General features: G+C 42.2%; 23 protein-coding genes. 15 read left to right on the top strand and 8 right to left on the bottom strand.

Annotated elements, in window-relative coordinates; translation table 11 throughout:
• The first annotated feature begins 70 nt into the window (after positions 1-70).
• Positions 71-1,279, top strand: coding sequence for an acyl-CoA dehydrogenase family protein (locus tag H1A14_RS14370; protein WP_194776966.1), 1,209 nt, complete (start codon positions 71-73; stop codon positions 1,277-1,279).
• Between the two features lie 351 nt (positions 1,280-1,630).
• The gene (locus H1A14_RS14375) at positions 1,631-2,284 is read left to right on the top strand and encodes an energy transducer TonB (protein WP_194776967.1); all 654 of its coding nucleotides are present in this window, start codon (positions 1,631-1,633) and stop codon (positions 2,282-2,284) included.
• A 114-nt stretch (positions 2,285-2,398) separates the two neighbouring features.
• Here the strand turns inward: H1A14_RS14375 and H1A14_RS14380 are convergent, their stop codons facing one another.
• From H1A14_RS14380 to H1A14_RS14395, 4 genes are all read right to left on the bottom strand, one after another.
• On the bottom strand, positions 2,399-2,998 hold the full coding sequence (locus H1A14_RS14380) for a response regulator transcription factor (protein WP_194776968.1): 600 nt from the start codon (positions 2,996-2,998) through the stop codon (positions 2,399-2,401).
• A gap of 1 nt (position 2,999) precedes the next feature.
• Positions 3,000-4,796, bottom strand: coding sequence for a sensor histidine kinase (locus tag H1A14_RS14385; RefSeq protein WP_194776969.1), 1,797 nt, complete (start codon positions 4,794-4,796; stop codon positions 3,000-3,002).
• 277 nt (positions 4,797-5,073) lie between these two features.
• On the bottom strand, positions 5,074-5,223 hold the full coding sequence (locus H1A14_RS14390) for a hypothetical protein (RefSeq protein WP_194776970.1): 150 nt from the start codon (positions 5,221-5,223) through the stop codon (positions 5,074-5,076).
• A 60-nt stretch (positions 5,224-5,283) separates the two neighbouring features.
• Positions 5,284-5,598: a hypothetical protein gene (locus H1A14_RS14395; RefSeq protein ID WP_194776971.1), complete on the bottom strand. Its 315-nt coding sequence runs from the start codon at positions 5,596-5,598 to the stop codon at positions 5,284-5,286.
• 1,155 nt (positions 5,599-6,753) lie between these two features.
• Here H1A14_RS14395 and H1A14_RS14400 point away from each other — a divergent pair.
• Positions 6,754-7,257 carry an RNA polymerase sigma factor gene (locus H1A14_RS14400; protein WP_194776972.1) on the top strand — a complete coding sequence of 168 codons (504 nt, stop codon included), beginning with the start codon at positions 6,754-6,756 and terminating at the stop codon, positions 7,255-7,257.
• A complete protein-coding gene (locus H1A14_RS14405; RefSeq protein ID WP_194776973.1) occupies positions 7,244-7,834 on the top strand; it encodes a hypothetical protein in 591 nt (196 codons plus the stop codon). The genes H1A14_RS14400 and H1A14_RS14405 overlap by 14 nt, the downstream gene beginning before the upstream one ends.
• Positions 7,835-7,840: 6 nt before the next feature.
• Here H1A14_RS14405 and H1A14_RS14410 read toward each other — a convergent pair whose 3' ends face one another.
• A complete protein-coding gene (locus H1A14_RS14410) occupies positions 7,841-8,080 on the bottom strand; it encodes a DUF7218 family protein (RefSeq protein ID WP_194776974.1) in 240 nt (79 codons plus the stop codon).
• Positions 8,081-8,437: 357 nt separating this feature from the next.
• On the opposite strand from H1A14_RS14410, the gene H1A14_RS14415 reads away from it, so the two are divergent.
• The 3 genes from H1A14_RS14415 to H1A14_RS14425 all read left to right on the top strand — a co-directional run bounded on the left by H1A14_RS14415 (position 8,438) and on the right by H1A14_RS14425 (position 10,200).
• Positions 8,438-8,872 carry a hypothetical protein gene (locus H1A14_RS14415; RefSeq protein ID WP_194776975.1) on the top strand — a complete coding sequence of 145 codons (435 nt, stop codon included), beginning with the start codon at positions 8,438-8,440 and terminating at the stop codon, positions 8,870-8,872.
• A 331-nt stretch (positions 8,873-9,203) separates the two neighbouring features.
• Positions 9,204-9,770 carry a YdeI/OmpD-associated family protein gene (locus H1A14_RS14420; RefSeq protein ID WP_194776976.1) on the top strand — a complete coding sequence of 189 codons (567 nt, stop codon included), beginning with the start codon at positions 9,204-9,206 and terminating at the stop codon, positions 9,768-9,770.
• Between the two features lie 7 nt (positions 9,771-9,777).
• Positions 9,778-10,200 carry a DUF1801 domain-containing protein gene (locus H1A14_RS14425; RefSeq protein WP_194776977.1) on the top strand — a complete coding sequence of 141 codons (423 nt, stop codon included), beginning with the start codon at positions 9,778-9,780 and terminating at the stop codon, positions 10,198-10,200.
• Here the strand turns inward: H1A14_RS14425 and H1A14_RS14430 are convergent.
• Both H1A14_RS14430 and H1A14_RS14435 read right to left on the bottom strand, forming a co-directional pair.
• Positions 10,197-10,730, bottom strand: coding sequence for a hypothetical protein (locus tag H1A14_RS14430; protein ID WP_194776978.1), 534 nt, complete (start codon positions 10,728-10,730; stop codon positions 10,197-10,199). The genes H1A14_RS14425 and H1A14_RS14430 overlap by 4 nt on opposite strands.
• Before the next feature lie 171 nt (positions 10,731-10,901).
• Complete coding sequence (locus tag H1A14_RS14435; protein ID WP_194776979.1) at positions 10,902-11,834, bottom strand: sugar phosphate isomerase/epimerase family protein; 933 nt, start codon at positions 11,832-11,834, stop codon at positions 10,902-10,904.
• A 241-nt stretch (positions 11,835-12,075) separates the two neighbouring features.
• On the opposite strand from H1A14_RS14435, the gene H1A14_RS14440 reads away from it, so the two are divergent.
• The 8 genes from H1A14_RS14440 to H1A14_RS14475 all read left to right on the top strand — a co-directional run bounded on the left by H1A14_RS14440 (position 12,076) and on the right by H1A14_RS14475 (position 22,342).
• Entirely contained in the window at positions 12,076-12,693 is a 618-nt protein-coding gene (locus H1A14_RS14440; RefSeq protein WP_194776980.1) for a TetR/AcrR family transcriptional regulator, read from the top strand.
• A gap of 54 nt (positions 12,694-12,747) precedes the next feature.
• Entirely contained in the window at positions 12,748-14,103 is a 1,356-nt protein-coding gene (locus H1A14_RS14445) for a TolC family protein (protein WP_194776981.1), read from the top strand.
• A 6-nt stretch (positions 14,104-14,109) separates the two neighbouring features.
• Positions 14,110-15,165, top strand: a complete 1,056-nt coding sequence (locus H1A14_RS14450) for an efflux RND transporter periplasmic adaptor subunit (protein WP_194776982.1) — start codon at positions 14,110-14,112, stop codon at positions 15,163-15,165.
• Between the two features lies 1 nt (position 15,166).
• A complete protein-coding gene (locus H1A14_RS14455; protein ID WP_194776983.1) occupies positions 15,167-18,217 on the top strand; it encodes an efflux RND transporter permease subunit in 3,051 nt (1,016 codons plus the stop codon).
• Positions 18,218-18,243: 26 nt separating this feature from the next.
• Positions 18,244-18,477, top strand: a complete 234-nt coding sequence (locus H1A14_RS14460; protein ID WP_194776984.1) for an acyl carrier protein — start codon at positions 18,244-18,246, stop codon at positions 18,475-18,477.
• A 41-nt stretch (positions 18,478-18,518) separates the two neighbouring features.
• Positions 18,519-19,616, top strand: coding sequence for an MBL fold metallo-hydrolase (locus tag H1A14_RS14465; RefSeq protein ID WP_194776985.1), 1,098 nt, complete (start codon positions 18,519-18,521; stop codon positions 19,614-19,616).
• Between the two features lie 783 nt (positions 19,617-20,399).
• Complete coding sequence (locus H1A14_RS14470) at positions 20,400-21,236, top strand: DUF2490 domain-containing protein (protein ID WP_194776986.1); 837 nt, start codon at positions 20,400-20,402, stop codon at positions 21,234-21,236.
• A gap of 371 nt (positions 21,237-21,607) precedes the next feature.
• The gene (locus H1A14_RS14475; RefSeq protein WP_194776987.1) at positions 21,608-22,342 is read left to right on the top strand and encodes a class I SAM-dependent methyltransferase; all 735 of its coding nucleotides are present in this window, start codon (positions 21,608-21,610) and stop codon (positions 22,340-22,342) included.
• Between the two features lie 18 nt (positions 22,343-22,360).
• On the opposite strand, the gene H1A14_RS14480 is transcribed toward H1A14_RS14475, so the two are convergent.
• On the bottom strand, positions 22,361-24,292 hold the full coding sequence (locus tag H1A14_RS14480; protein ID WP_194776988.1) for an SLC13 family permease: 1,932 nt from the start codon (positions 24,290-24,292) through the stop codon (positions 22,361-22,363).
• Between the last annotated feature and the right edge of the window lie 82 nt (positions 24,293-24,374).

Here is a 24,374-nt window from a genome sequence, read left to right on the forward strand (position 1 = left end):
GTATTGCTAACCTTTGTAATATATTTGAAAGTGTAAAATTCCATTTAAAAACCCAATTAACAAAATTATTATGGAAGCAGTTGAGGCGAAACATAAATCCCAGAAACAAGACCAGTTTGAAGGTGTGGATTTTTATCAGATAGATGATCTTTTGAGTGAGGAGCACAAATTGGTACGGGGTGCCATTCGGGATTTTGTCAAAAAGGAGATCTCACCCTCTATAGAACAATGGGCTCAGGATGCGCATTTTCCTTATGAGATCGTCCGCAAGTTTGGTGAGGTGGGCGCTTTTGGCCCCCAGATCCCAGAAACCTATGGAGGAGGAGGTTTGGATTACATCTCTTACGGCCTGATCATGCAGGAAATCGAAAGAGGGGATTCGGGCATGCGGTCCACAGCTTCCGTTCAGGGTTCGCTGGTGATGTATCCTATTTATAAATTCGGCTCAGAGGAACAAAGGAATAAATTCTTGCCCAAACTCGCTTCCGGAGAGATGCTTGGTTGTTTCGGACTGACCGAGCCTGACCACGGTTCCAATCCCAGCGGCATGACCACCCATTTCAAGGACATGGGAGACCACTATCTGCTCAATGGAGCCAAAATGTGGATTTCCAATTCTCCCAAAGCGGATATCGCTGTGGTCTGGGCTAAAAATGAAGCGGGAAGAATCCATGGCTTGATTGTAGAAAGGGGTATGGAAGGGTTTTCTACACCTGAGACCCACAACAAATGGTCTTTGCGCGCTTCCTGTACAGGGGAACTGGTCTTTGATAACGTAAAGGTGCCCAAGGAAAATTTATTGCCCAATAAATCCGGTTTGGGTGCACCTTTGATGTGTCTGGATTCTGCACGCTTTGGAATTGCCTGGGGGGCGATTGGGGCTGCGATGGACTGCTATGATTCTGCACGAAGGTATGCGATGGAAAGGATACAGTTTGACAAACCTATTGCTTCCTTTCAGTTGATCCAAAAGAAATTGGCCGAGATGTTGACTGAGATCACCAAAGCCCAGCTGCTGGCATGGAAACTGGGCAAGATGATGAATGAAGGCAAAGCCACCACTTCTCACATTTCCTTGGCCAAGCGCAACAACGTGGCCATGGCCCTGGAGATCGCAAGGGAAGCCCGTCAGATCCATGGCGGAATGGGCATCACCGGGGAGTATCCCATCATGAGACACATGATGAATCTGGAATCCGTAATCACCTACGAAGGCACCCACGATATTCATTTGCTGATCTTGGGTAATGAGATTACAGGGATTCCGGCGTTTAAGTAAAGTTAAATAGATTCAATTTCAACCTCAGAGGTCTCCGGGACCTCTGAGGTTTTTTTGCTGTAGAAGTTTTTTAACCAAAAATAGTTGAAATAAAAAAGAGATGACACATGGCTCTTTTTTGAAAATGGAGGATTGAAGGCTTAATATTTAATTGAAAGAAATACCACTTCTTTAATTGTTTAGCATTGTTAAATACCAGATGGGCCCACCTTTCTCCCCACAAAAAAACCTAGCGGATATCTTATTGAATCAAATTAAGGCAATAAAGACTTAAATTTTGTGTTTTAGAAAATACTTTATAGTTTCAAGAATTCTTTTTACTATCGAAAGCTAATTTTTATTTCCAATTTAATGAAAAAAATTTTATTTACACTTGGCTTGATTTCTCTATCTTTTACCCTTATCGCCCAGCAAACCAAGTATTTTAAAGACGAATATTTATTACAGGAGATAGATGAAAAAAAGGCCAAATTCAAATTAGTGGAAACCATGAATCAGGACACTTTATTGGTCCAGACTTTCGAAATAAAAGGCGCCAAACTTCTCAGGGAAGCAAAAACCTTTCAAGGAAAAGCTGTCGGGACTTGGAAAACCTTTGATTACAATGGGAATCTCCTATCAGAGAAAAAATTTGGATCGTTGGTTTACTCCAAAACACCAATTGAGGGGCTTTTGGAAAACAATCCGAATGGACTTGTTTGTGGTAATTGTAAAATAGCTCAGTTTCCAGGTGGTGAATCTGGACTGAATGCTTATTTGGCCTCTCAAATAAAGTATCCTAAAGAATCGAGGCAGGCGGGATCAGTTGGGACAGTTTTTATTCGATTTGTTATACATCCGGACGGTAAGGTCTCGCCTCATTCCATTTACCGAGGCGTTGATCCCTTTATTGATTTGGAAACCTGGAATCTAATTGAAAAAATGCCCAATTGGGAACCAGCTCAAGAAGATGGAAAATCAGTAGCATCCTTTAGTGTACTTCCAGTTAGATATGCTGGCATGTGATTAGAAAAGGTTTATTTGGGCTCAACCTTTGAGGTCCCCGAGGCCTTGAAGGTTATTATTGAATCACAGAGGCGTGGTTTACCAGTAAAGCAGAGCCGTCAGGAGGATGGTTCCTCACCCGATTTTTCTAATCAACTCGGCTTTGGTAGAAACATCGAATGCCTGATACAATCTTTTTTGGTAACTTTTGATGGTATTGATACTGATAAACAGGCGGTCTGCTGCTTCCTGATAAGACAACCCCTCTCTTAAGGATTTCAAGATTTCATATTCCCGCTCGGAAAGGCTTATGCCGTAGTTGCTCTTGATGTACGCTTGGGAAAAATCCGTTTCCATGCGCTCAGTTTGGAATTTGTGAATCGCAAGTTCTATGGAAACTTTAAGATCTGTTTCATTAAAAGGCTTCACAATGTATCCATAAGGCAATGTATCTTTGGCCTTATCCAAAGTCATCACATCGGAATAAGCCGTCAAAAATACAAAGGGAATGAGGTGGTTTTTTCGGATCAGACGAGCTAAATCAATCCCATTCAAGGACCCTTTGATGTGGATATCCAACAAGGCCAAATCTGGATTGAACATTGTCAGGGCATTAAGAGCTTTATCTCCATTCATGACCATTCCGACTACCTCATGGCCCAAATCCTCCAAGCTCATTTTAATTTCCTCAGCCACCATCACTTCATCTTCCACGATCAAAATCCTCTTTTTCATATTAAACCGGAGTTATTTTGTAATCCTTAAATTCCATCAAAACCTCGGTTCCATGTTCATGGACTACTTTCCATGCCCCATCCAGCTGCTCGATTAGGGACTTGACCATTCGCTGACCAAAAGAGGCTTCTCTTACGTTATCAGGATCGTATCCTACCCCATTGTCTTTGATTTGAAGTTTGAGCAATCCGGCTTTTTCCTTTAAAGTTATGTAGAGGTCTCCATCTTTTTTTTCCGGAAAAGCATACTTCAAACTATTGGTTATCAATTCATTCATGATCAGTCCCAGTGGAATTAGCGTATCGATATCCAAATTCAATTCCTCAATATCAAGGTGTAGCTTTACCTGATCATTGTGGATGTTGTAGGTGTCAAAAAGCTCTCTGCACAATTTGATCAAATAGTCCTTGACTTTTAGCCCGGTGATGTTGTCTCTTTGGTAGAGATCCTGATGAATCAAGGCCATTGACCTTACCCTGTTTCTTCCTTCATTGATGGCATTGATAGCCATCTCATCATTGATGCTTTTGCCCTGTAGGGTAAGCAGACTGGAAATCAATTGCAGGTTATTTTTCACCCGATGGTGGATTTCACCCAATAAAATATCCTTCTCCCCCAAAGCTTTGGCCAAATCCTTTTTTTGTCTAAGGTATTTTTTCAGGAGCATAAAAAGAATCAAACTGAGTAAGGTAAACAAGACCATGGCTGAAACCACTACGATCAGTGTCTTGTTTTTTTGACCTATGATCAGTTTGGATGCTTGATTTTCAGTGTCCAAAAGTGAAATTTTTGCTTTTTGTTCGACCAATTCAAATTTCGCATCTTTCTCTGCCAGAATTTCCGCTAAATCCCTGTTGTAAATTGAATCTGAGATTAGTTTGTAATCTTTATAATACGCCAAAGCTTGTGAATAATTCCCTTTGGCTTCATGGGATTCAGCCAGAACCCCGTAAGCCCTCTCCTGATGGCTTAAGGATTGGGTTTCAAATCTGGTCTCCAAAATCTTTTCGGCTTGATCAATCGCATCATCATACCTTTCCAAATCATATAAAATCTGGGCCAATCCAGCCCGAGATTCACTGACGTTGTAGATGCTCGGCAAAGCCGATCTGATCTGCAATCCGGTGAGGTGATATTGCAAGGCCTCCTCCTTTTTGCCCTGCATATTTTTCAAAGACCCCATAAAATCAAAATGAAAACCAAGCCCTCTTTGGTCATTGACCAATGAATCCAGCCTCCCTTGGATTTTCAGATGGTGCTCAGCCTCTTCGAGATTGCCTTCCTCCATCAGCAAAAGGCCAAGATTGGCATGGATGCTGGCCCTTCCTAAAGTATCATCAGCGGATTCATAGAGGGCCAAGGCTTCCAGATACCTTTCATATGCCTTTTCATTTTGTCCCATATTGGCATAGAAGATGGCAAGTCCATTCACCGCACTTGCCAATTCTGATGGCATATCCCTGGGCTTGAGCAACTCATACCTTTCCAACAAGTACTTCTGGGCCTCTTCATTGTATCCCATGAACACATTCATGGCGCCTAAATAGGAATTGACAATAGCCAAATTGACAGTATCTGATTGGTTTTTGTAGTATTGATAACAAATGCCAAATTCTTTGATGCTTTGTACATAATTGCCCAGCCACCGCTCTGCCGTTGCCTGATAGCGCAAAGCCTTCATCAACAAGCTACTGTCATGTTGCACCTCCTCAAAGGCCATTAATCTTGAAGTATAGGACTTGGTTTTGGAAACATCCTCATCCAAAGAGGTTTCAGCGGCTTCCCATAGCAATTCCATGGTTACTGAAGAAGCTGTTGTGCTGCTTAGCTTTTTATCCAAATTTTCTAGGGTGCTTTCTGATTGAAAAATGAATAAAAAACAGCCTAATAATTGCCAGATAGCGCTCATATAAAATATTTACTAAAGGATATCCCAATTACAAACCCCAACAAAACTGCCGCAGCCAAAACCAAGGGGCTCATTTAAAATTAATGATTTTTTCATTTTGATAAAATACAAAACAACATTTTGTATATCGATTAAACTAAAACAATTGTATTGCATCTTATCTCCTTCACTTGAGTTGTTGCTTTTTTGTCTGGTTTTTGGAATGTGCGTCTTTAAGGCGACGGTCGATATCCCACAGCTCTTTGCAGACCTCCCACAATACCAGGTTCTGTTGAATGGCCAATTGGATAAAAGGGAGTCCGTTCGATTTCTTCATAGCGTTTGTTTACATAAACATCATTTTTTGGGACAACCATATCAAAGGAATGGGGAGAAACTAAAATTCCAGGTCTCTTTTGATGTTTTCATTAAAGGAATCCTCAGGTTTAAAATTGAGGTCTATGGAGAAGGCCTCATCCAGATCTTTCAGAATAAATACCAATCCTAAAGAAAGGAGCGCTACCAGAGTGCCGAGATACATCCATTGGACATACATCAATACCATACCTATAATGGCCATTCCATACAAGGCAAGGCACCTTCTTTTTAGGTAGAAATTGCTTTTCTTAATGATTGGAGCAACTTTGATTTTTTTGGCAGCTTTTTCTTCGGTAACTACTGCTCTTTTTTGAAGTACAATGACATTTTCCATGATTCTAGTGGTTTTGTTTGATGATCAAATTTGCAGGATTCTAAGGGTAATAAATACACCCGAACGGGTGAAAATGAGCACTTTGTAAATAAAAAAAATGGGATTAAGAAGACGGCTTACTGCCGTAAGTAAGGCATATCGAGGAAAAGAAGGTGGACTTGAAAATCCGTTAAAAGGTAAATGCTGGTAAATCCAGATGGATTGAGTAACAAAAGCATTTTCCCCGGATGAAAACCCGGGGAGATTTAAATCTGTGATAAAGAAAAAATCCCAAAAGGATTTTAGGGAATTGCAAGGGAAGCGAGGGTGAGTATTTGTTCAGCGGAAAGAAAAAAGAAGTGCCAAGCTAGCCCGATACCGAAATGAATCAGCATTCAACCTCCTTCTAGATTTGAATACCGAGCTCCTTTACCAAATAGCCTATGCTTAGATATCAATTAACCCGGAATAGAAATTATTTGAAAAATTCATTTTTGAAATTGACAATTGACATCAGCTACATTGGCCCAATAAAAACCAGATCAGGATAAAAATCAGAATGGTACTCAAGCATCCCCCGCCTAGTTTATACGCTCCATACCCGGCAAGTAATCCTTTAAATAATTTGTTCATGGTTGTGTTTTTTTGATTGATATTTCCTTAAATGTCCCTGAAATAAATTTCGGCAATTTAGTCATACGAAATTGGCTTTTTTTACACAAATTCCCTTTTGGTTTGCATGATTATTATCTTCCTGCTTTTAAGAGAAAAACTCCCTTGTAGGCCTTTTTCAGATAAAGACCATATTTTAATACTTGCCTGAAGGCGATTTCCAATCAAGGAGCAGGAGTTTTTTACCACATAGTTCCATAGTTCAACTAGTAGTTTTAAAAAAACAACCCTTCTGAAATTAAGTGATTAAAAAATATGTGTTCTGTGTGCCTCATGTGGTAAACTTTTTTTATAGGAAAATCGCCGTTTAATTGAAAAACCAAAAGAAATCTGTCCCAGAATTAAAAAAAAATCCAATAACGTGTAATATTCGTGCCATTTAAGGTACAAACTAATTGAACGTTGATTTATTTTCTTTCGAAATAGTCAAATTAGGTTCTGGAAGTGAAATCAATCAGGTCTCACGAAAAGTTCATCAATAGCATTGCATGTTGTAAAGGGCAAATGAATAAAAAAGAAACCCTATTTCATAAAATTACCAAAGAATCTCAGGATAGCATTTTCAGAATCTGCTTGTCCTTTGTAGGCAGGTCGGAAGATCTGAATGACCTCAAGCAGGATATCTATCTACAAATCTGGAAATCGATGGATCAATTCCGGGGAGAAAGCACCTGGAAAACCTACATCTTCAGAATTGCCTACAATACTGCCATCAAATACAAAAGCAGGCAAAAGCCATCAACCCCACTTCCTGAAAACTACATCAACAAGGCGGAAGAACCATTCCAAACTCAAGGGGAAAAGTCTTTAGAGCTGGATTTGCTGCATAAATGCATTCAAAAATTGGCTGAAGGAGACAGGCTGTTGGTTTCCTTTATGCTAGAGGATCTCACCTACAAGGAAATTGCAGACGTACTTCAACTGGAAGTCAACCATGTGGGTGTCAAAATCAACCGTGTGAAAAGAAAATTAGCCAAGTTAATCGAATCCGAAAATGGAAAATCTTGAAAATTTAAAAAACCTATGGAAGTCTCAAAAAGACCTGGCCAACATTGATCCCCGAGAGATTCAGCAAAGGGTGAAAACGGAGCACCTGAAAATGTTGTTGGTCAATGTCCTATTGACCCTCGCGATGGGATCTAGCCTAGTCATGATTATCATGATCATGATTCAGTTCACTGACAGATCATGGCTATTTTATTCGAGTCTTGGGTTGATGGGTTTGTTGCTGTTGCTTTTTATGATAGGGATGTGGGGAGGAGTTTCCCTCTCCAAAAGCTCAGCCTTGGAGAATCCATCACTTTATTTAACCAAGCAACTCAAAAAAATCAAAATCAGGCGATACATGTTGGCTTATGGCACCCCGGCATTTCTATTCTTGATGTACCTCTCCTTTATGTTGTTTCTTGCGGATGTGCTCAAAGGTGCACATCCACTTTTCCACACCATGACTTATATTTTTGTCATTGGATTTTTTGTGTTTATGGGGATTTTTGCCCGATATCGAAGTCAAAAATCCCTCGCATCCAACCAAGAAATCCAAAATAAACTTATAGGCTGGTTAAAGGATCTTCAAAATCCATAAATCCAATCAATGATTACGCAAGGCTTGGATAAGCTCCTCCTTGGTCATCCTGCTCCTGCCAGGAATATCGACTTTTTTCGCCTGCTCATAAAGCGCTGATTTGGTACAGTATTCATAGGGTGTGGAATTGAATTCCGGACGATCGGTATTGGCAATCCGGGCCGCTTTTTCTTTGCTCATGCCTTGTTCCCGAAGGGCTTCATATTGGGATTCGTTTTTGATTTTGGGTTTTGCTTGCTTTGCCATGTTGTTTTTGGTTATGGATTAAAAAAACTTTTAAGGGTTAAACGCTTTCTTGAATATAGTCTAGCTTATTCTATTTCATAAATAATACCATTTTTTTTTGTCTTATTTATATGCTAAATTTAATTTATGTATCTATTTATTGATAGATCTACCAAAATAGAAGGTAAAAATTCTACATGATGCACCATTTCTTCCACATACCGATACCGGGAAAGTGGTTCAAGAGCATTAAATAAGACTGCCAATAAAAATTATAAAGCTTGCACCTATTTTGCACAAAAAAATGAAGCGGTAAAGGGAAAGGCCTTACCTAAGGATTGGATAAAACGGATATCTTAAACTAAAATCAGCTATAAAATGAAAAAATTAATGTTTTTGGGTATAGCCCTCTTGATGACACTGAGTGCCTGTGATGGGCCAAATAACAAAATCACCGCGGATGAATCGGATGACCTGAGAGACAACCAACCGGGATCGGAAGAAGTATCAGATGCCTTCAGGCCGAGTTATGAAGACTTGGAAGACAGACAAAAAGACTTGAGAGATGACCTCAACCAACTCAAGGCTGAAAAGCCGGCAAGAACCAATTCCCGAACGGAAACTAAGTTTGATCAGCAATTTTCAGCCATAGAAAGACAGGTGGATGAACTGGGGATGAAAGCCCAGGCTTTCAGATCAGCCGAAGAAAACGTTCAGGAAGGAAGTCTTCAAAGGGATTTTGAAAAAATGGAAGAGGAAATCAAAACCCGGATCAATGCCTTCAAGGATGAATTTGAACCCAATCAAGATTAAAATCAACCAGAATTTGATTTTTAAGAGAGGCACTGGAGTTGCCTCTTTTTTTGTGGTCAGAGATACCATGGTGTCATCTTAGTGCCGTAGGCACGACCGATCTACTAACCGTAGGTTTTAACCTACGGACTTAAAAGCATGCCCCAACCCCAAAGTCCCGTAGGGACTCTTAACCAATTTTCCGATGCCTAGTCCATGGATTGAAATCCATGGTTAGTAAATCGGCCGCTCCTATGGAGCTAACTCCAGTTTTTTTTCAGCAAATTGTTTCCTAATTTAAGGTATCGATAAGGAAGCGAGTTAAGATATCGCTTTCTAAACCCAACCCACCATGACCAAACACGAACATTTCAGAGAAGCATTGGACCATTTGAAATCCTTATTGAAGGAAACCGAAATGGAACCCAGCATCAAATGGGGAATGGATGTGTATACGGTCAATGGTCAAAATGTAGTAGGCGCCATCGCTTTCAAAAACCATGTTAGCCTTTGGTTTTACAACGGGGTATTTTTGTCAGATCCCAAAAAAGTCCTGAGCAATGCCCAAGATGGGAAAACCAAAGCGATGCGCCATTGGCAGTTTACCTCCCTTGAGGAAATCAAAGCTTTCCAAAAAGATATCAAAGCCTATTTGCATGAGGCCATCAGCAACGAGAAATCCGGAAAACGGTGGCAACCTGAAAAAGACCAATCCTGGGAAATTCCGGAATTGCTCAAAAATGCTTTAGAACTGGATCCTGATCTGAAAGCTAATTTTGAGGAGTTGAGTCCATACAAGCAAAAGGAATATGCCCTCCACATCCAGGAAGCCAAGCAGGAAAAGACCAAAGTGGCTAGACTGGAAAAAATCAGACCCATGATTATGCAAGGCATGGGACTCAATGACCGCTATAAATAAAACAGCCATGAGCACCAACAAAACAACCCCCACAGATAAAAACGTCAGTGATTTCTTGGAAAAGGTCAGTGACAAAAAGAAACAACAGGATAGTAGAAAATTGGTGAATCTTTTTGAAGAAGCTTCAGGTTTTCCACCGAAAATGTGGGGAGATAGCATGATAGGATTTGGAAGCTATCATTATACGTATGAAAGTGGAAGGGAAGGGGATTTTTTTCTGGTAGGTTTCTCCCCAAGAAAGAACGCCATCTCACTTTATTTTTCCTGTGACCTCAACCATCAGGAACCTGATTTATTGGATAAATTGGGGAAAATAAAGACAGGCAAGTCCTGCGTTTATATCAAGCAACTGGAAGATGTCGATTTGAGCATCTTAAAAGTTTTGACCGAAAAGGCAATAGCGCATACCCTTCAAAAATTTCCAAATTAAAGACGGAAAGAAATTCCGGCATTCAGAACTCCTCTAAATCCGAAACCTAGTTCAGCAAAAAAAGCAAGACCATCCCCCACCCTGACACCGATTGGAACCACTTGATAACCGAATGCCGAACCAGAGGATCGTTCCGGTGTGGTATCATCACTGTTACTGGTGAGAAAGGACATACCTACTGACAAAGCGCTGTACAGCTGCAAGGCATCTCTGTTGATATAATTGAAATTTGCCCTAGGCATCACTGTAAACCATGCATCACTCGTGGTAACAGTCTGCAGATTCATACCGCTATACGTGGTTTCCAGTACCTGATAACCTGCATCCAAGCCAAAACTGAACCTGTCCATGGGATTTACCACATAAGCTACCAAAAAGGCAACCGATGACTTGATACTGGGTTCATCATAATTATCCAGCCCACCAATAACCGCTCTCGAAGTAATTGTGCCTATATCCGGAGCAGTAAGGTAACCCAACCCTACACGCAATTCACCTCCTTGACTAAAGGCATCTTGAAAAGCAAACATGCATGACACAAACAAAAAGAGACATAAAAGCCTAAAAGAATTCATAGCGAAAGTAAATTAAAGTCAAGAATTAATTTTTTTTAATTTACACATTATATTGAAAAATTTATATTTCTTCGCGTAAAATCCTCATAAACAATAAACCGGAAATGTTCCTTCATAATTCAAACTTTAAGTAGATGGAGTTACCAATGCCACTGCCCCCCTCATTTTATCCAGGCCAGTTTTGGCAACTTCCAGTGCGTCGAGTTTCCAGTAATCACGGTTAAATAATTCCAGCGACAGGACTTTTTCACCACCCATGTTTTTAAGATCGGTTAGGATTTGTTGCAGTGGTGCCGCACCATCTCCGGGATAGACACGGTCCTTGTCTTCTTGCTTTTCCCGAGGGATATCCATCACATAATCATTCATGTGAAAAATTTCAACAGACTTTCCTTGCAGCATTTTTAGCCCTTCAAAACCTGAATTCCCTCGATAGAGGTGATATACATCCGCCAAAATCCTCGCATCCGCATCATCGGATACAGCCGCCACCATCAAGGCCTGACCCAAATGGTGAAAATAGGGGAAAGCACCCCAAAATTCCAGCTGAGGCATCACTCCGGTTTCCCTGCCCAATTGGAGCAAGTCACGGTATCTACCCCCTGCTTCAAACAAATCCAAAGTTCCCGTCACCCCAGCAGCAGGAGCGGCCACCCTTTTGCAACCTAAGGCTGCCAAGAGCTCCATTTCCTCCTTCATCTGAACAAAGCCTGCTTTTCTTTTTTCATCCTCATCTACCATCCACGGAGCAAAACCGATGGCATTTTCAAAAGTCAAACCTGCATCTGAAAGGTGTTTTTTGAGCTGATTGGTGGACTTTCCATTCTCCAAATAGGCTAAAATGTCCCTGATCCATAGTTCAATACCCTCATATCCTGCCCTAGCTGCCACCTCAATATTTTTTTCCATACCGAGATTTTGGCCGCTGATGGTACTCGTGTTTAAGCAAAATCTAAAAGTGTCAGCTGCCTTCGGAGTTTCAGCTTTTAATTGCGGATGGATCATCCAACCAGCTCCTGCAATTCCCAGGGTTTTGAGTGCCGTTCTTCTGTCTGTCATAGGTCTTGGATTTGTTAAAAAGAAAAGGATATGAAAATCAAATCCAAAATAGGGGGACTTGTGCGGTTTTTCAAATTATATTTGAAAAATGCTTACACCAAAAAGCGAGACTCCAACAATTTGAAGTATCAAGCAATCAATCTTTAGTGAGTACCTGCTGATCAACATTGGAAAAAAAGTTGATGAAAAATTTGGAATATTAAACACTGTTCAATTATATTTGTATGTATAATATTTTACCATGGGAATAGCCGATAGAAAAGTAAGGGAGAAAGAAGAGCTGACACAGCAGATCCTTGCAGCGGCCAAGTCCCTGTTTATCGAAAAGGGCTTTGAAAAAACCTCCATCCGGAACATAGCCGATCGGATAGAATACAGTCCTGGAATCATCTATCATTATTTCAAAGACAAGAACGAAATCTTCCATACGCTCCATACTGAGGGTTTCCAGGAAATGGGCAAAAGAATGGGCATCTTGGCAGCAGTGGAAAACCCAATGGAAAGACTCAAAGCCATGGGCAGGATTTACATTGAGTTTGCGTTGGAAAATAGCGACATGTATGACCTGATGTTTATCATAGAAGCCCCCATGCATCATTTAGAGGACAAAGATGATGATTGTTGGACGGAAGGTTCAGGCACTTTCAAAAACCTGAAACATACAGTAAAGCAATGCTTAGACAAAGGTTATTTTGAAGGGCACAACCTGGATGCACTTTCATTTATGATCTGGTCAACGGTACACGGGATGGTCTCTCTGAAAATCAGAAAGAGAACAGACGTGATAGAATTGGCAGAAGAAGAACAAATTGTCGAAAAAGGATTTGAGTCTTTTTTGAAAGTATTGGACAAATTGTGATTTTTTTTGACCTATTATTAAACAGTGTTAAATAAAATAACAACGTAATTATTTATGCAAATTGTTTTAAAAAGAATTCTGCTTACGGTGCTGATTTTCTTTGCGATTCTAGAAAAAGCCCCGGCTCAGTCCCAACTTGATGGATACATCTACGAGGGTCTCCAAAACAACCTGGTTCTAAAAGACAAAAACATCTCCCTGAACCAAAGCCTTTTGGCACTTAAGGATGCGAAAAGTTTTTTCCTTCCTGCAGTGGATTTTGGAGCCAACTACAGCCTGGCAAGGGGAGGCCGAGCCATTATCCTGCCTTTGGGGGATTTGTTGAATGGTGTTTACTCCTCCCTCAACACCCTGATGGACCGGCAAACCTTCATGCCTCTGGAAAACGTGGAAGAGCAGTTTATGCCCAACAATTTCTATGACGCCCGATTCAGGGTCTCCTACCCTATTCTAAACCCTGACCTGCACTACAACAAGCTGATCAAAGAACAAAGTGTCAAGCTGGAAGAATACGAGGTGGAAATCTACAAAGCTGAATTGGTCAAAAACATCAAGCAGGCCTATTATCAATTTTGTTTGGCACATACAGCCATGGAGATTTTGAACCAGTCTAAAATATTGGTAGAACAAAACCTCAAGGACAACCGCTCCTTACTGGCCAATGGAAAAGGTCTACCTGCTCAGGTACTTAGGGCTGAAAGTGAAGTGGAAAACATCAATGCGCAACTCATCGAGGCGCTGAACAGAAAGGCCAATGCGGCTTATTATGTAAACTTCTTATTAAACCGTCCAATGGAAAGCGAGGTCATTTTCGAAACCCAGCCCATCGAAGAAATGGAAATCAACCGGTTGCTTCAGGAAGAAGACTACGAACAAAGGGCAGAACTGCTCAAAATCAACACTGCTACCAATATCCAACAGACTGTACTGAAATTAAATCAGCGCTACGCCGTCCCCCGCTTGAATAGCTTTGTGGACCTGGGTATGCAGGGGTTTGATTTTGACTATTCCCAGCAAAGCCGCTATGCCTTCTTCGGTCTAAACCTTAGCATGCCGGTGTTCCAAGGTGGCAGAAACCGTAACGCCATCCTTCGAAGCCAGAACCAACTCGAAGCATTGTCCTACCAGACCGAACTGCTGGACCAGCAAATCAACATGGCCGTTCGGGCTTCCAAAAACAACATCAAGGCGGCCCAAGCTGCCAAAACATCCGCTGAACACAACCTCAGGTCAGCCTCTGCTTACCTCCGGCTGATAGATCGAGGGTACAAAGAAGGCACCAATTCCCTGATAGAATTCATTGATGCCAGAAACCAGTTTACCCTTTCCGAATTAAAAGTCACAGTGGCCAACTACACACTTTTGGATGCCTTGGCCCAATTAGAACGAGAATTAGAAACCTTGAATTGATACACCATGAAACGTCTTATTCCTTACTTATTTTTGCCTGTGCTCGGACTGATCCTGCTTCAGGCCTGCACCACGGATGGCAAGACCATCAAAACCGAAATCCCCCAAGGACAAATTCCAGTGAAAGTCTGGAGCATTGTGGCCTCTGAATCCTTATTGGATATTCAGGGTACCGGGCAATTTACCACCGATGATGAGACCTTATTGTCCTTCAAAACCGGGGGCATCATCAGCCAGGTGTTGGTTACAGAGGGGGATTATATCCGAAAAGGACAATTGTTGGCCACCCTTGACTTGACAGAAATCAACACGAGCGTAGCTCAAGCCCAACTAGGGTATGAAAAAGCCCTCAGAGATTATGAAAGGGTACAACGGCTTTTGCAGGATTCGGTAGCTACAGTAGAACAGTCCGAAAACACCAAAACTGCTTTGGACATCGCTGAACAGGGCCTTCAGGCGGCCAAATTCAATAAGGACTATTCTCAAATCAAAGCGGTGCAAGACGGCTATGTTTTAAAAAAATTTGTCAATCCGGGCCAACAAATCGCTTCCGGTTCTCCTGTCTTCCAAACCAACGGAACAGGTAAAGGGACATGGAAACTCAAAGTGGCTTTGAGTGACCGCGACTGGGCCATGATCAAGGAATCGGACAAGGCCGAAATCACCACCCCCGTGGATCCATCTAAGGCCTATGCCGCCACGGTAAAAAGAAAGGCGCAGGTAGCAGATCCCATGACAGGCACGTATATGGTGGAATTGGAATTTGAAGGGAACAAGCCTGATCATCTGGCCAGTGGCATGTTCGGTACTGCCACTATCCATGCCAGGCAGAGCAAGACAAGCTGGTACATCCCCTATGAAGCCATCTTGGATGCCAATGGTGGAAAAGGATTAGTTTTTGTCAGCAATGACGGGGAGCTAGCCCAAAAAGTGGAAGTTACCTTGGGTCGAATTTATCCGGAAAAGGTACAGGTTCTGAATGGATTGGAAGGATTCAAACATCTGATCGTATCGGGAAGTGCCTACCTGAGTGACCAATCTCCCATCTCTATCCAAAACTGACATGAGAATCTCCAATTTCGCCGTAAAAAATTACCAGTTCACCTTGGTGATTTTTCTGATGACTGTGGCCCTTGGTCTTACTACCTTCCTCAATATGCCAAGAAGTGAGGACCCCGCCACCAATGCGCCGCAATTTCCCGTCATCGTGATCTATCCAGGTACCAGCCCGGAGGACATGGAAGAACTGATCGTCGATCCCATAGAGAAAAGAATCTATGCCCTCGAAGACATCAAGCGCATCAAAACCAAAATCAGAGATGGTGTGGTGGTCTTCAATGTGGAATACAAATACGAAAGCAATGTCAATGACAAATACCAGGAATTGGTACGGGAGATCAACAGCATGAGGGATGAGTTACCTCAAGATATCCTCAGCATAGAAATCAATAAAGTGACTCCTTCCGGAGTGAACATCCTTCAGATCGGACTGATCAGCGAAAACAGTTCGCGGGATGCTTTCAAGAAATACGGGGAACGGCTCCAGGATGAGCTGGAAAAAATCTCCGCACTCAAAGAGGTGGAAATCCATGGGCTTCCCGAGGAGATCGTGAGGGTAGATTTGCAGCTGGATAAAATGTCCCATATGAACATTCCACTGCAGGCTGTCCTAGGCAGCATCCAAAGTGAAATCGGCAATATTCCCGGAGGCACCATAGAAGCAGGCAGCAAAGCATTCAATGTGAAAACCAGCGGCAATTATGATGGCTTAGAGGAGATTGCCGGTACCTTGGTATACTCCATGCAAGGCAAAAGCATCGCCCTCAAAGACATCGCCCATGTGCACAGGGATTATGAGGAAAGCAAACACATCACCAGGCTCAATGGATACCGGGCCATTTTTGTAACTGCCGCCCTCAAGGAAGGCAGCAACATCTCACAGGTACAGGAACAATATCTCCCTGTGCTAGAAAACTTCAAAAGTACCCTCCCCGCCAACATAGACATGGTTGTGGCCTTCGACCAGGCTGAGTTTGTCAATAAAAGACTGGGGGGATTGGGCTTTGATTTTATGATTGCCATCCTTTTGGTATCCATTACGCTTTTGCCCTTGGGGGGACGAGCAGCCATGATTGTCATGATTTCCATCCCGCTTTCCTTGGCCATAGGCCTTATTTTGCTCAATCTCTTGGGATACAGTCTCAACCAACTGAGCATTGTGGGTCTTGTGGTGGCACTCGGGCTTTTGGTGGATGATAGCATTGTGGTCGTGGAGAACATTGAACGCTGGATCCGGGAAGGACACAGCAGAATGGAAGCCACCTTGCTCGGCACCAAGCAGATCGGGCTGTCTGTGGTGGGTTGCACCATTACCCTGATCATTGCCTTTATGCCTTTGGTATTTTTACCTGAAGGTGCTGGTGATTTCGTGAGAAGCCTCCCCGTGGCGGTGATTTTGAGTGTATTGGCTTCCATGGTGGTTTCGCTGACCATTATCCCCTTTCTTTCCAGCCGTATCCTCAAAGAACACAAACCCGGTCACCAAGGCAATGTCTTCCTTCGTTCACTCCAATCGGTCATTTCCAGAAGCTATGCGCCTCTACTGGAGCGTTCCCTGAGAAAGCCGGTTCAAACCTTAATCTTGGCTTTGGTGATTTTTGTGGGTTCACTGGGTATTTTCCCCATCATCGGCTTCAGCTTATTCCCACCTTCCGAAAAACCACAGTTTCTGATCAATGTGATCACACCCATCCAAACCAAGATAGCTGGGACGGATGCGGTGGTCCGAGATGTGGAAGCGGCCTTGAGAAGCATACCTGAAATTGAGTTTTTCTCTTCCAACGTGGGCAAAGGCAATCCTAGGGTCTACTACAATGTCATTCCGGAAAATGAGCGGACAGATTTTGCCCAGATTTTTGTTCAACTTAAATCTGATGCCTCAGCTACCGAAAAAATCAAAATCACTGAAGCACTTCGGGATAAATTTTCGGATTATGTGGGGGCCCGTGTGGAAGTCAAAAACTTTGAACAGGGACCTCCTGTGACTGCACCCGTAGAGGTTAGGCTTTCCGGGGAAAATCTGGACAGCCTTCGTGTAATTGCTGCGAAAGTAGAGAAACTGGTCAAAGAAACCCCGGGCACCCTATACACAGACAATCCCGTAAGCCACTTGAAAACCGACATTCGCGTGGCCATTCAAAAAGACAAAGCAAGGGCTTTGGGGGTCAATATCGTCGAAGTGGACAGGGCAGTTAGGATGGCCATTGCCGGATTGAAAATGGGCACCTTCTCAGATGCCAATGGCAATAAAAAGGAAATTGTAGTAACCAGTCCAAAAGCCGAAAGGGCTTCCCTGCTGAATTTTGACCGATTGTTTATCAACAATGTCCAAGGAGCCGCTGTACCCATCCGGCAATTGGCTGACCTGACACTGGAAAGTTCGCCACTTTACATTGACCACTACAACAAAACGCGAACTGTTTCCGTCTCGGCATTTATACAGGAGGGATTCCTGACAGACAGGGTCATCCGAGAGGTGGAAGAAAAAATGGGACAATTGGATTTACCGGTAGGCTATGCATTTAAAATGGCCGGGGAAGCTGAATCAAAAGAAGATTCCTTCGGTGGATTTCAGTCTATCATCATCGTGACAGTGTTTCTTTTCATTGCCGTTTTGATCCTGCTGTTCAAAACCTTCAAAAGTACGATCATCGTCCTGTCTGTAATTCCATTGGGTATGGTTGGTGCATTGACCGCACTTTGGCTTACAAGCAACTCTTTGTCCTTTGTTGCCATCATAGGGTTGATTGCATTGGCTGGAATAGAAGTGAAAAACTCCATCTTACTGGTGGACTTCACCAATCAACTCCGAAAAGAAGGCAAAGCATTGGATGAGGCCATCCGAGAGGCTGGGGAGATTCGTTTCTTACCGATCGTATTGACTACCCTGACGGCAATAGGAGGATTATCCCCTATCGCATGGTCTACCAATCCGCTGATTTCGCCTTTGGCCATTGTTTTGATAGGAGGTTTGATCAGCTCCACCCTCCTATCCAGGATCGTGACCCCAGTGGTCTATAAATTATTGCCACCAAAAATTGACGTTGTAAAGTAAATTAAACCAACAAACCAAAAGTAAATATGAACCAAATTGCTAACATCAAAAAAGCCATAGGGATCTTCAAATCCTATGGCATTCCCCTGACTGGGAAACAGAAGTCTGCCAACTTTTACCAAGAACTTCGCATGGACAGGGTATATGTTTCCGGGCTGATTTTCGAATTGGAACTGGAATTGGAAAGACAATTGGAAGACGAAAAAGTGGCTGCTGTGCAAACCCCTTCCGAGTTGTTTCACTACCTGCTTTCCGCATAGAAACTATTCGGGAAAGAAACAGGTTGCTATGTGCATAAACCATGAAGAAAAGAAATTACTTTATTCTCATTCTTATTCCAGTTTTTACCATGTTTTTTTTCCTAAAGGGTCCTGACAAGGAACCTGAAATTTCCCACACTTCCAATCCAGCACTCCCTACTCTCCCAGGTATGGAAGATTGGAAAGGAACCCCTGTCGATGAAAAGGGCCGATTTCAAAATTTGTACCAGCCCTTTGAGTCCAGTTTTGGGGATTTGCTGAAATGGCAAACCAGTAAAAATCCACAAAAAGCGGAAAAGAAGGCGGAAACCAGGCAACTCCCGGTTGAATTTGACCCGGCAATTTTAGAAGGAAACCAAGACTACCTCATTTGGCTGGGACATGCTACTTTTCTGATGCGTCTGCAGGGAAAGGTGATGATCACGGACCCGGTGCTGATCGAAAGTTTTTTTTTGAAGAGAGAAAGTGATTTGCCCTTTCCCTTGGAGGAGCTTCCTGCCATCGATTATATCCTGCTATCACACAGCCACAGGGATCATTGTGACCAAAAAACCATCCAATACCTTGCCGAAAAGAACCCGGATTTGACGGTTCTAACCGGCCTGGAAGTAGGTAAAGTGTTGTCCAATTGGACCAATGGCCATGAGATACAGGAAGCAGGTTGGTTTCAGCAATTCAACACCCCTGAAGAGGGTCTTAGCATCACTTATGTACCGAGCAGACATTGGTCCAGGAGGGGACTTTTTGATGAAAATATCAACTTATGGGGCGGGTTTTATATCCAGGCAGGATCCCAAAAGCTGTATTTTATGGGCGACAGTGGCCAAGGTCCCCATTTTGAGGACATCCGAAAAAACTTAGGTGCTCCCGATTATTGCCTGATGGGTGTAGGGGCTTACAAACCCGAATGGTTTATGCATCAGGCCCATATCAGTCCACTCGATGCCATCGATGCTTTTCATGTATTAGAGGGCAAGTATTTTATTCCCATGCACTTCGGTACCTTTGACCTTTCCGATGAGCCAAGGATGGAACCTTGGGATATTTTGGTGGAAAATAGAGAAGCCATTCAGGGAGAACTGGTTTCGGCCGTTATTGGGCAAAATTTGTTGAAAAAAAACATTCTAATAATTAATTAAGTGTTTGTACGAAATGATGCCAGTAAAAAGGTAATTCAATACAATTCTCGCCAGTAAACTGAAAGTCAATGACTTCCGACTTCCTACTTCGGACTTCCGACCCTTTTGAAGAAGAACATTGGGTTGCTGGCAAAGAAGCGGAAATTTAAAATTAATTATGTGTATGTACCCAATGATGCCCGTAAAAAGGTAATTCAATACAATTCTCGCCAGCAAACTGAAAGTCAATGACTTCCGACTTCCGACTTCGGACTTCCAACCCTTTTGAAGAAGAATATTGGGTTGCTGGCAAAGAAGCGGAAATTTAAAATTAATTATGTGTATGTACGCAATGATGCCAGTAAAAAGGTAATTCAATACAATTCTCGCCAGTAAACTGCAAGTCAATGACTTCCGACTTCCTACTTCGGACTTCCAACCCTTTTAAAGAAGAATATTGGGTTAGTGGCAAAGAAGCGGATATTCAAAATTAATTATCTCATTTTTAAGATTCAGAACTGTTTAGGTCGAAAAATTTTTTCCATCTAACATTAAAGATCACTTCCAAAGTGACAAAAAAAAAGGAAAAATTATTATATTTAGAATAATAATTGTAACTTAAAATAAATAGAAATATAAATATTATTACTTATTAAATATATTTTTTAAATTAAATTAGACATTCAATAACTAAACCGGAATTTTTATTTGGACTTCCGAGTTCGGACTTCCGACCCGTATGAAGGAGAATATTGGATACAGGCAAAGAAGCCGATCACCATTAAATGATATTCAAAATTGACTATGCTTCTCAAAGTAAATAAGTATATCATCATAACTAAAATAAAAAAACTTTTTAGACCAATCTTTGACTTTAGATTTAAAAACAGATTTACAAAATACTATTTACAAATTTTTCTCTCCACTTTATTAGGTATCTCAAACCCTGTTCTTGGTCAAAACATCCCAAATGCCCTTGAAAGCGGCGAGGTATATTGGACACGATATTATTTAGAATGGGGACTTTCTGATAAACTTCAGTTGGATGTTGAGGTAGATAATAGGAGGTTTTTTGATCCTTCCAGGCAATTACAAACCATTGCGAGAACTACCTTGTATTATATGAAGTCTGATAATTTTAATGTAGGGGCTGGCATCGCCTACTCACAATTATACAGTCTCTATACACCTACTATTCAACCTGAGATCAGGCCTCACCAGGAGGTAAATTTTACCTATTCAGAAAATAGATGGAATTTTAATCAAAGAATCAGAACTGAGCAACGATTTAGGGCAGATACCCTCAGAACAATCATACCGACCAACGAAGTGATTGAAACCATTCAAGACAGTTACTCCTTTGACTTTAGGGTACGGTACCAATTTTCCACTGATTTTTCTTTAGTTGATAAGGACCGAGAACGTGGTCATTGGAATATACAGGTATCCACAGAAATTATGGCGCATATGGACTGGGAGGAATTTTTTGACACCGCCCGGATTTATGCGGGACTTCAGTACTACCTCAGCGACCAAATCCGCCTTGAACTGGGTTACCTCCACTCCGCAGAAAAGGAATACAGGTACGATATCTTATTCAATTATGATATTCTCAGATTTACCTTTAGACATAAACTTTAATAAAGCTTGTTCATTGCTAGTAATTGTAGATAACATTTGGAATAAACCGTGTTACTAACGCTATTTGGACTCAAATATGTTCTAATCCTACATGGCTTGAATTCTATCATTCATTTATGTTTGTATTACAGTTAATTTGCCGCTGCGAAAGGCTTGGGCAGTCACCACTGGCAATTTGACCTAGACATTGTTGTATAAAAAAATCGAAAATCAGATTCTGAGTAGTGGCTTTTGAGGTGGTAAATTAAAATGGGAATCCTGTAAAAAGATTTTCTGATACAAAGAATCGAGACTTGAACTCTACTTGGATTAGATTTTTTTCAAAGGATTGGTGTTAGGTTTAGTACCCAGACTCTAGTTATTATTACAATATGAAAGACCGCTTTTCTGAACAATCTGATGCCTATTTGCAATTCAGACCAAGCATCCCTTCCGAGGTTTTTGATTTTATCTTCAAGCTGCTTCCCGATATGGATCGCGCATGGGATTGTGGCACCGGCAATGGTCAGGTAGCAAGACACCTGGCAGAAGTTTTCAAATCGGTCGAAGCTACGGATATCAGCCAAAGTCAACTGGATAAAGCCTACCGCTATCCCAATATCCGGTATTCCCGGCAGCCAGCCGAAAACACCGATTTTCCCGACCAAACTTTTGACTTGATTACCGTCTCACAAGCCATCCATTGGTTTGACTTTGAGCAGTTTTATAAAGAAGTCAAGCGGACCGGAAAAAAAGGGGGGATTTTGGCCGTGATGGGTTACGGTTTGTTGTCCATCCATCCCGAAATAGACCAAATAATTCAACTGCTTTACAGTGAAACATTGAAAGGACACTGGGACCCTGAAAGGAAGTACATCGATGAAAACTACCTGACCATTCCTTTCCCTTTCCCAGAAATCGACTCCCCTCAATTCAAACAAACCTTAAACTGGAGTTTGACTCAATTGGTCGGCTATTTGGAGACTTGGTCAGCGGTAAAGAATTACCAAAGGCATACAGGAAAGCAGGCCTTATATCTGATCAAACAGGATCTAAGGGACAGCTGGGGAAAGGAAGAAGTCAAGTCTGTAACTTTTCCCATCTTACTTAGAGTGGGTAGGCTATAAGGAGCTAGCATAAATTAATCAAAAAGGCAAAATCAAAGGAATCAGCAAGATGGCGATGATCATGACAATGATGGTAAACGGAACGCCTATTTTGATGAAGTCACCGAAGCTGTACCCTCCAGGCGCCACCACGAGGGTATTGACCGGTGAAGAAACCGGGGTCATAAAGGCAGACGAAGCCGCCAAAATAACTGCCATGGCAAATGGATATGGTGACAGTCCTAAGTCATAGGCCATGGCAATGGCAATGGGCGCCATTAAAACCGCAGTGGCAGTATTTGAAATGAAGAGTCCGAGAATGGCTGTGATCAGGAACAAGGCCCCAATGGCAACCCTTGGCGCAGAGTCACCTACCAAAGACAGCAAAGCCTCAGAGGCCATCTCCACTCCTCCTGTCCGCTGCAAAGCGATGGAAAAAGGCATCATTCCCACAATCAAAACCAGGCTTTTCCAACTGATGCTGTTGTAAGCACTGTTCATGTCCACTATGCCAAAAATCCCCATCAATAGGCAACCCAAAATCACCGCATGCACATTGGGTAAAATCCCGGCAACCATCAGGAAAACCACGAGCATCAAGATCAGAATGGCATGGACTCCCTTATCAGCGGCAGGCAAGACCTCATCAAATTCGCTGGGCAGATGGAGAAGCACCAATTGGTCATTGTCCTGCTGTATTCTTTTGATGTCTTCCCAAAAACCGGCAATAAGGATGGTATCCCCTACCTTCAATTCCACATCCAAAAAATCTTCTACTAGCGGAGCATTTCCCCTCCATAATCCTATGACTGTCAATCCGTAATCGGACTTTACCCTAGCATCTCTTACGGTTTTACCCACCCAAGTGGATTCTACGGGAAGGATGGCTTCCGTCATTCCCATTTCCTGTGCGGTATCTGTCAGGTATGATTTTCCCATTGCCAAGCTCATCTTTTCCACCCTAAATTCCTCAGAAAGGGATTTGATTTTCACCTCATCACTCCTGATATCCAAAAGCAGTACATCTTCCTCCATAAACTGCATCTGCTTGTTGGGTCTGATAAAAACGGTTTTTTTACCTTCTTTTCTTTCCACTGCAAGCAGGTTGATCCCGTCTTGACTCAGGTTCAAATCTTGAATCTGCAAGTTTAGCAAAGGAGAATCAGGCAAAATTTTCACCCTATACTCCCGGTCTTTGAGACCATATTTGTTGATCCAGTCTTTGATCGTCGGCTTTCGGATTTTTTTACCGGATTTTTCTGAATTGTCAGGCAGCCATTTTCTGGCAAACAACATGTATCCCACGCCCAAAGCCAAGATGGCCAATCCAAACGGAGTAATGGTAAAAAATCCAAAACCACCCTCTCCCTGACGCATGAGTTCGGAGTTGACCACCAAATTAGGGGCGGTAGAAATCAAAGTCATCATGCCACTGATCAATGCGGCGAAGCTCATGGGCATCATCAAATGGCTAGGGGCAATTCCTGTATTGTTGCATATCCGGAAAACCACTGGAATAAAAATGGCCACGATAGCAGTAGAGCTCATCACAGAACCCAATCCAGCCACCGACAACATCAAAAGCACAAGCAGTTTGGTTTCGTTGCCACTCGCCTGGGTATTGATCCAATCACCCAGATTTCTGGCAACTCCTGTCCTCACAAGTCCTTCTCCCAAGACAAACAAAACCGCAATCAACACAATATTGGGATCACTGAATCCAACCAGGGTTTCTTCTATCGTAATGATGCCGGTAAAGGGCAAGGCAGCGATCATGATCACTCCTACGGCATCCATTCTAGGCTTATTTTTCACAAACATGGCAATAGCGGCACCAAGAAGTAACAAAACCAAAACAAGCCTAAAATTCTGACTGGAAGGGTCAATGCCTCCAATCCAAGCGAGAGGTGGATTTTTTTGAAAAAATAAAAACAAGCCCCGAAATACTACATTTTCACAAAATGCTGGCATAATAGACGGAAGAGACGGTGGAATACTTAATTAAATTTTGGAAGAAAGAACAAAATTGAAATCCAAAATTAAGGAAGATTGC

The organism is Pararhodonellum marinum (assembly GCF_015354735.1).
Taxonomy (GTDB): domain Bacteria; phylum Bacteroidota; class Bacteroidia; order Cytophagales; family Cyclobacteriaceae; genus Pararhodonellum; species Pararhodonellum marinum.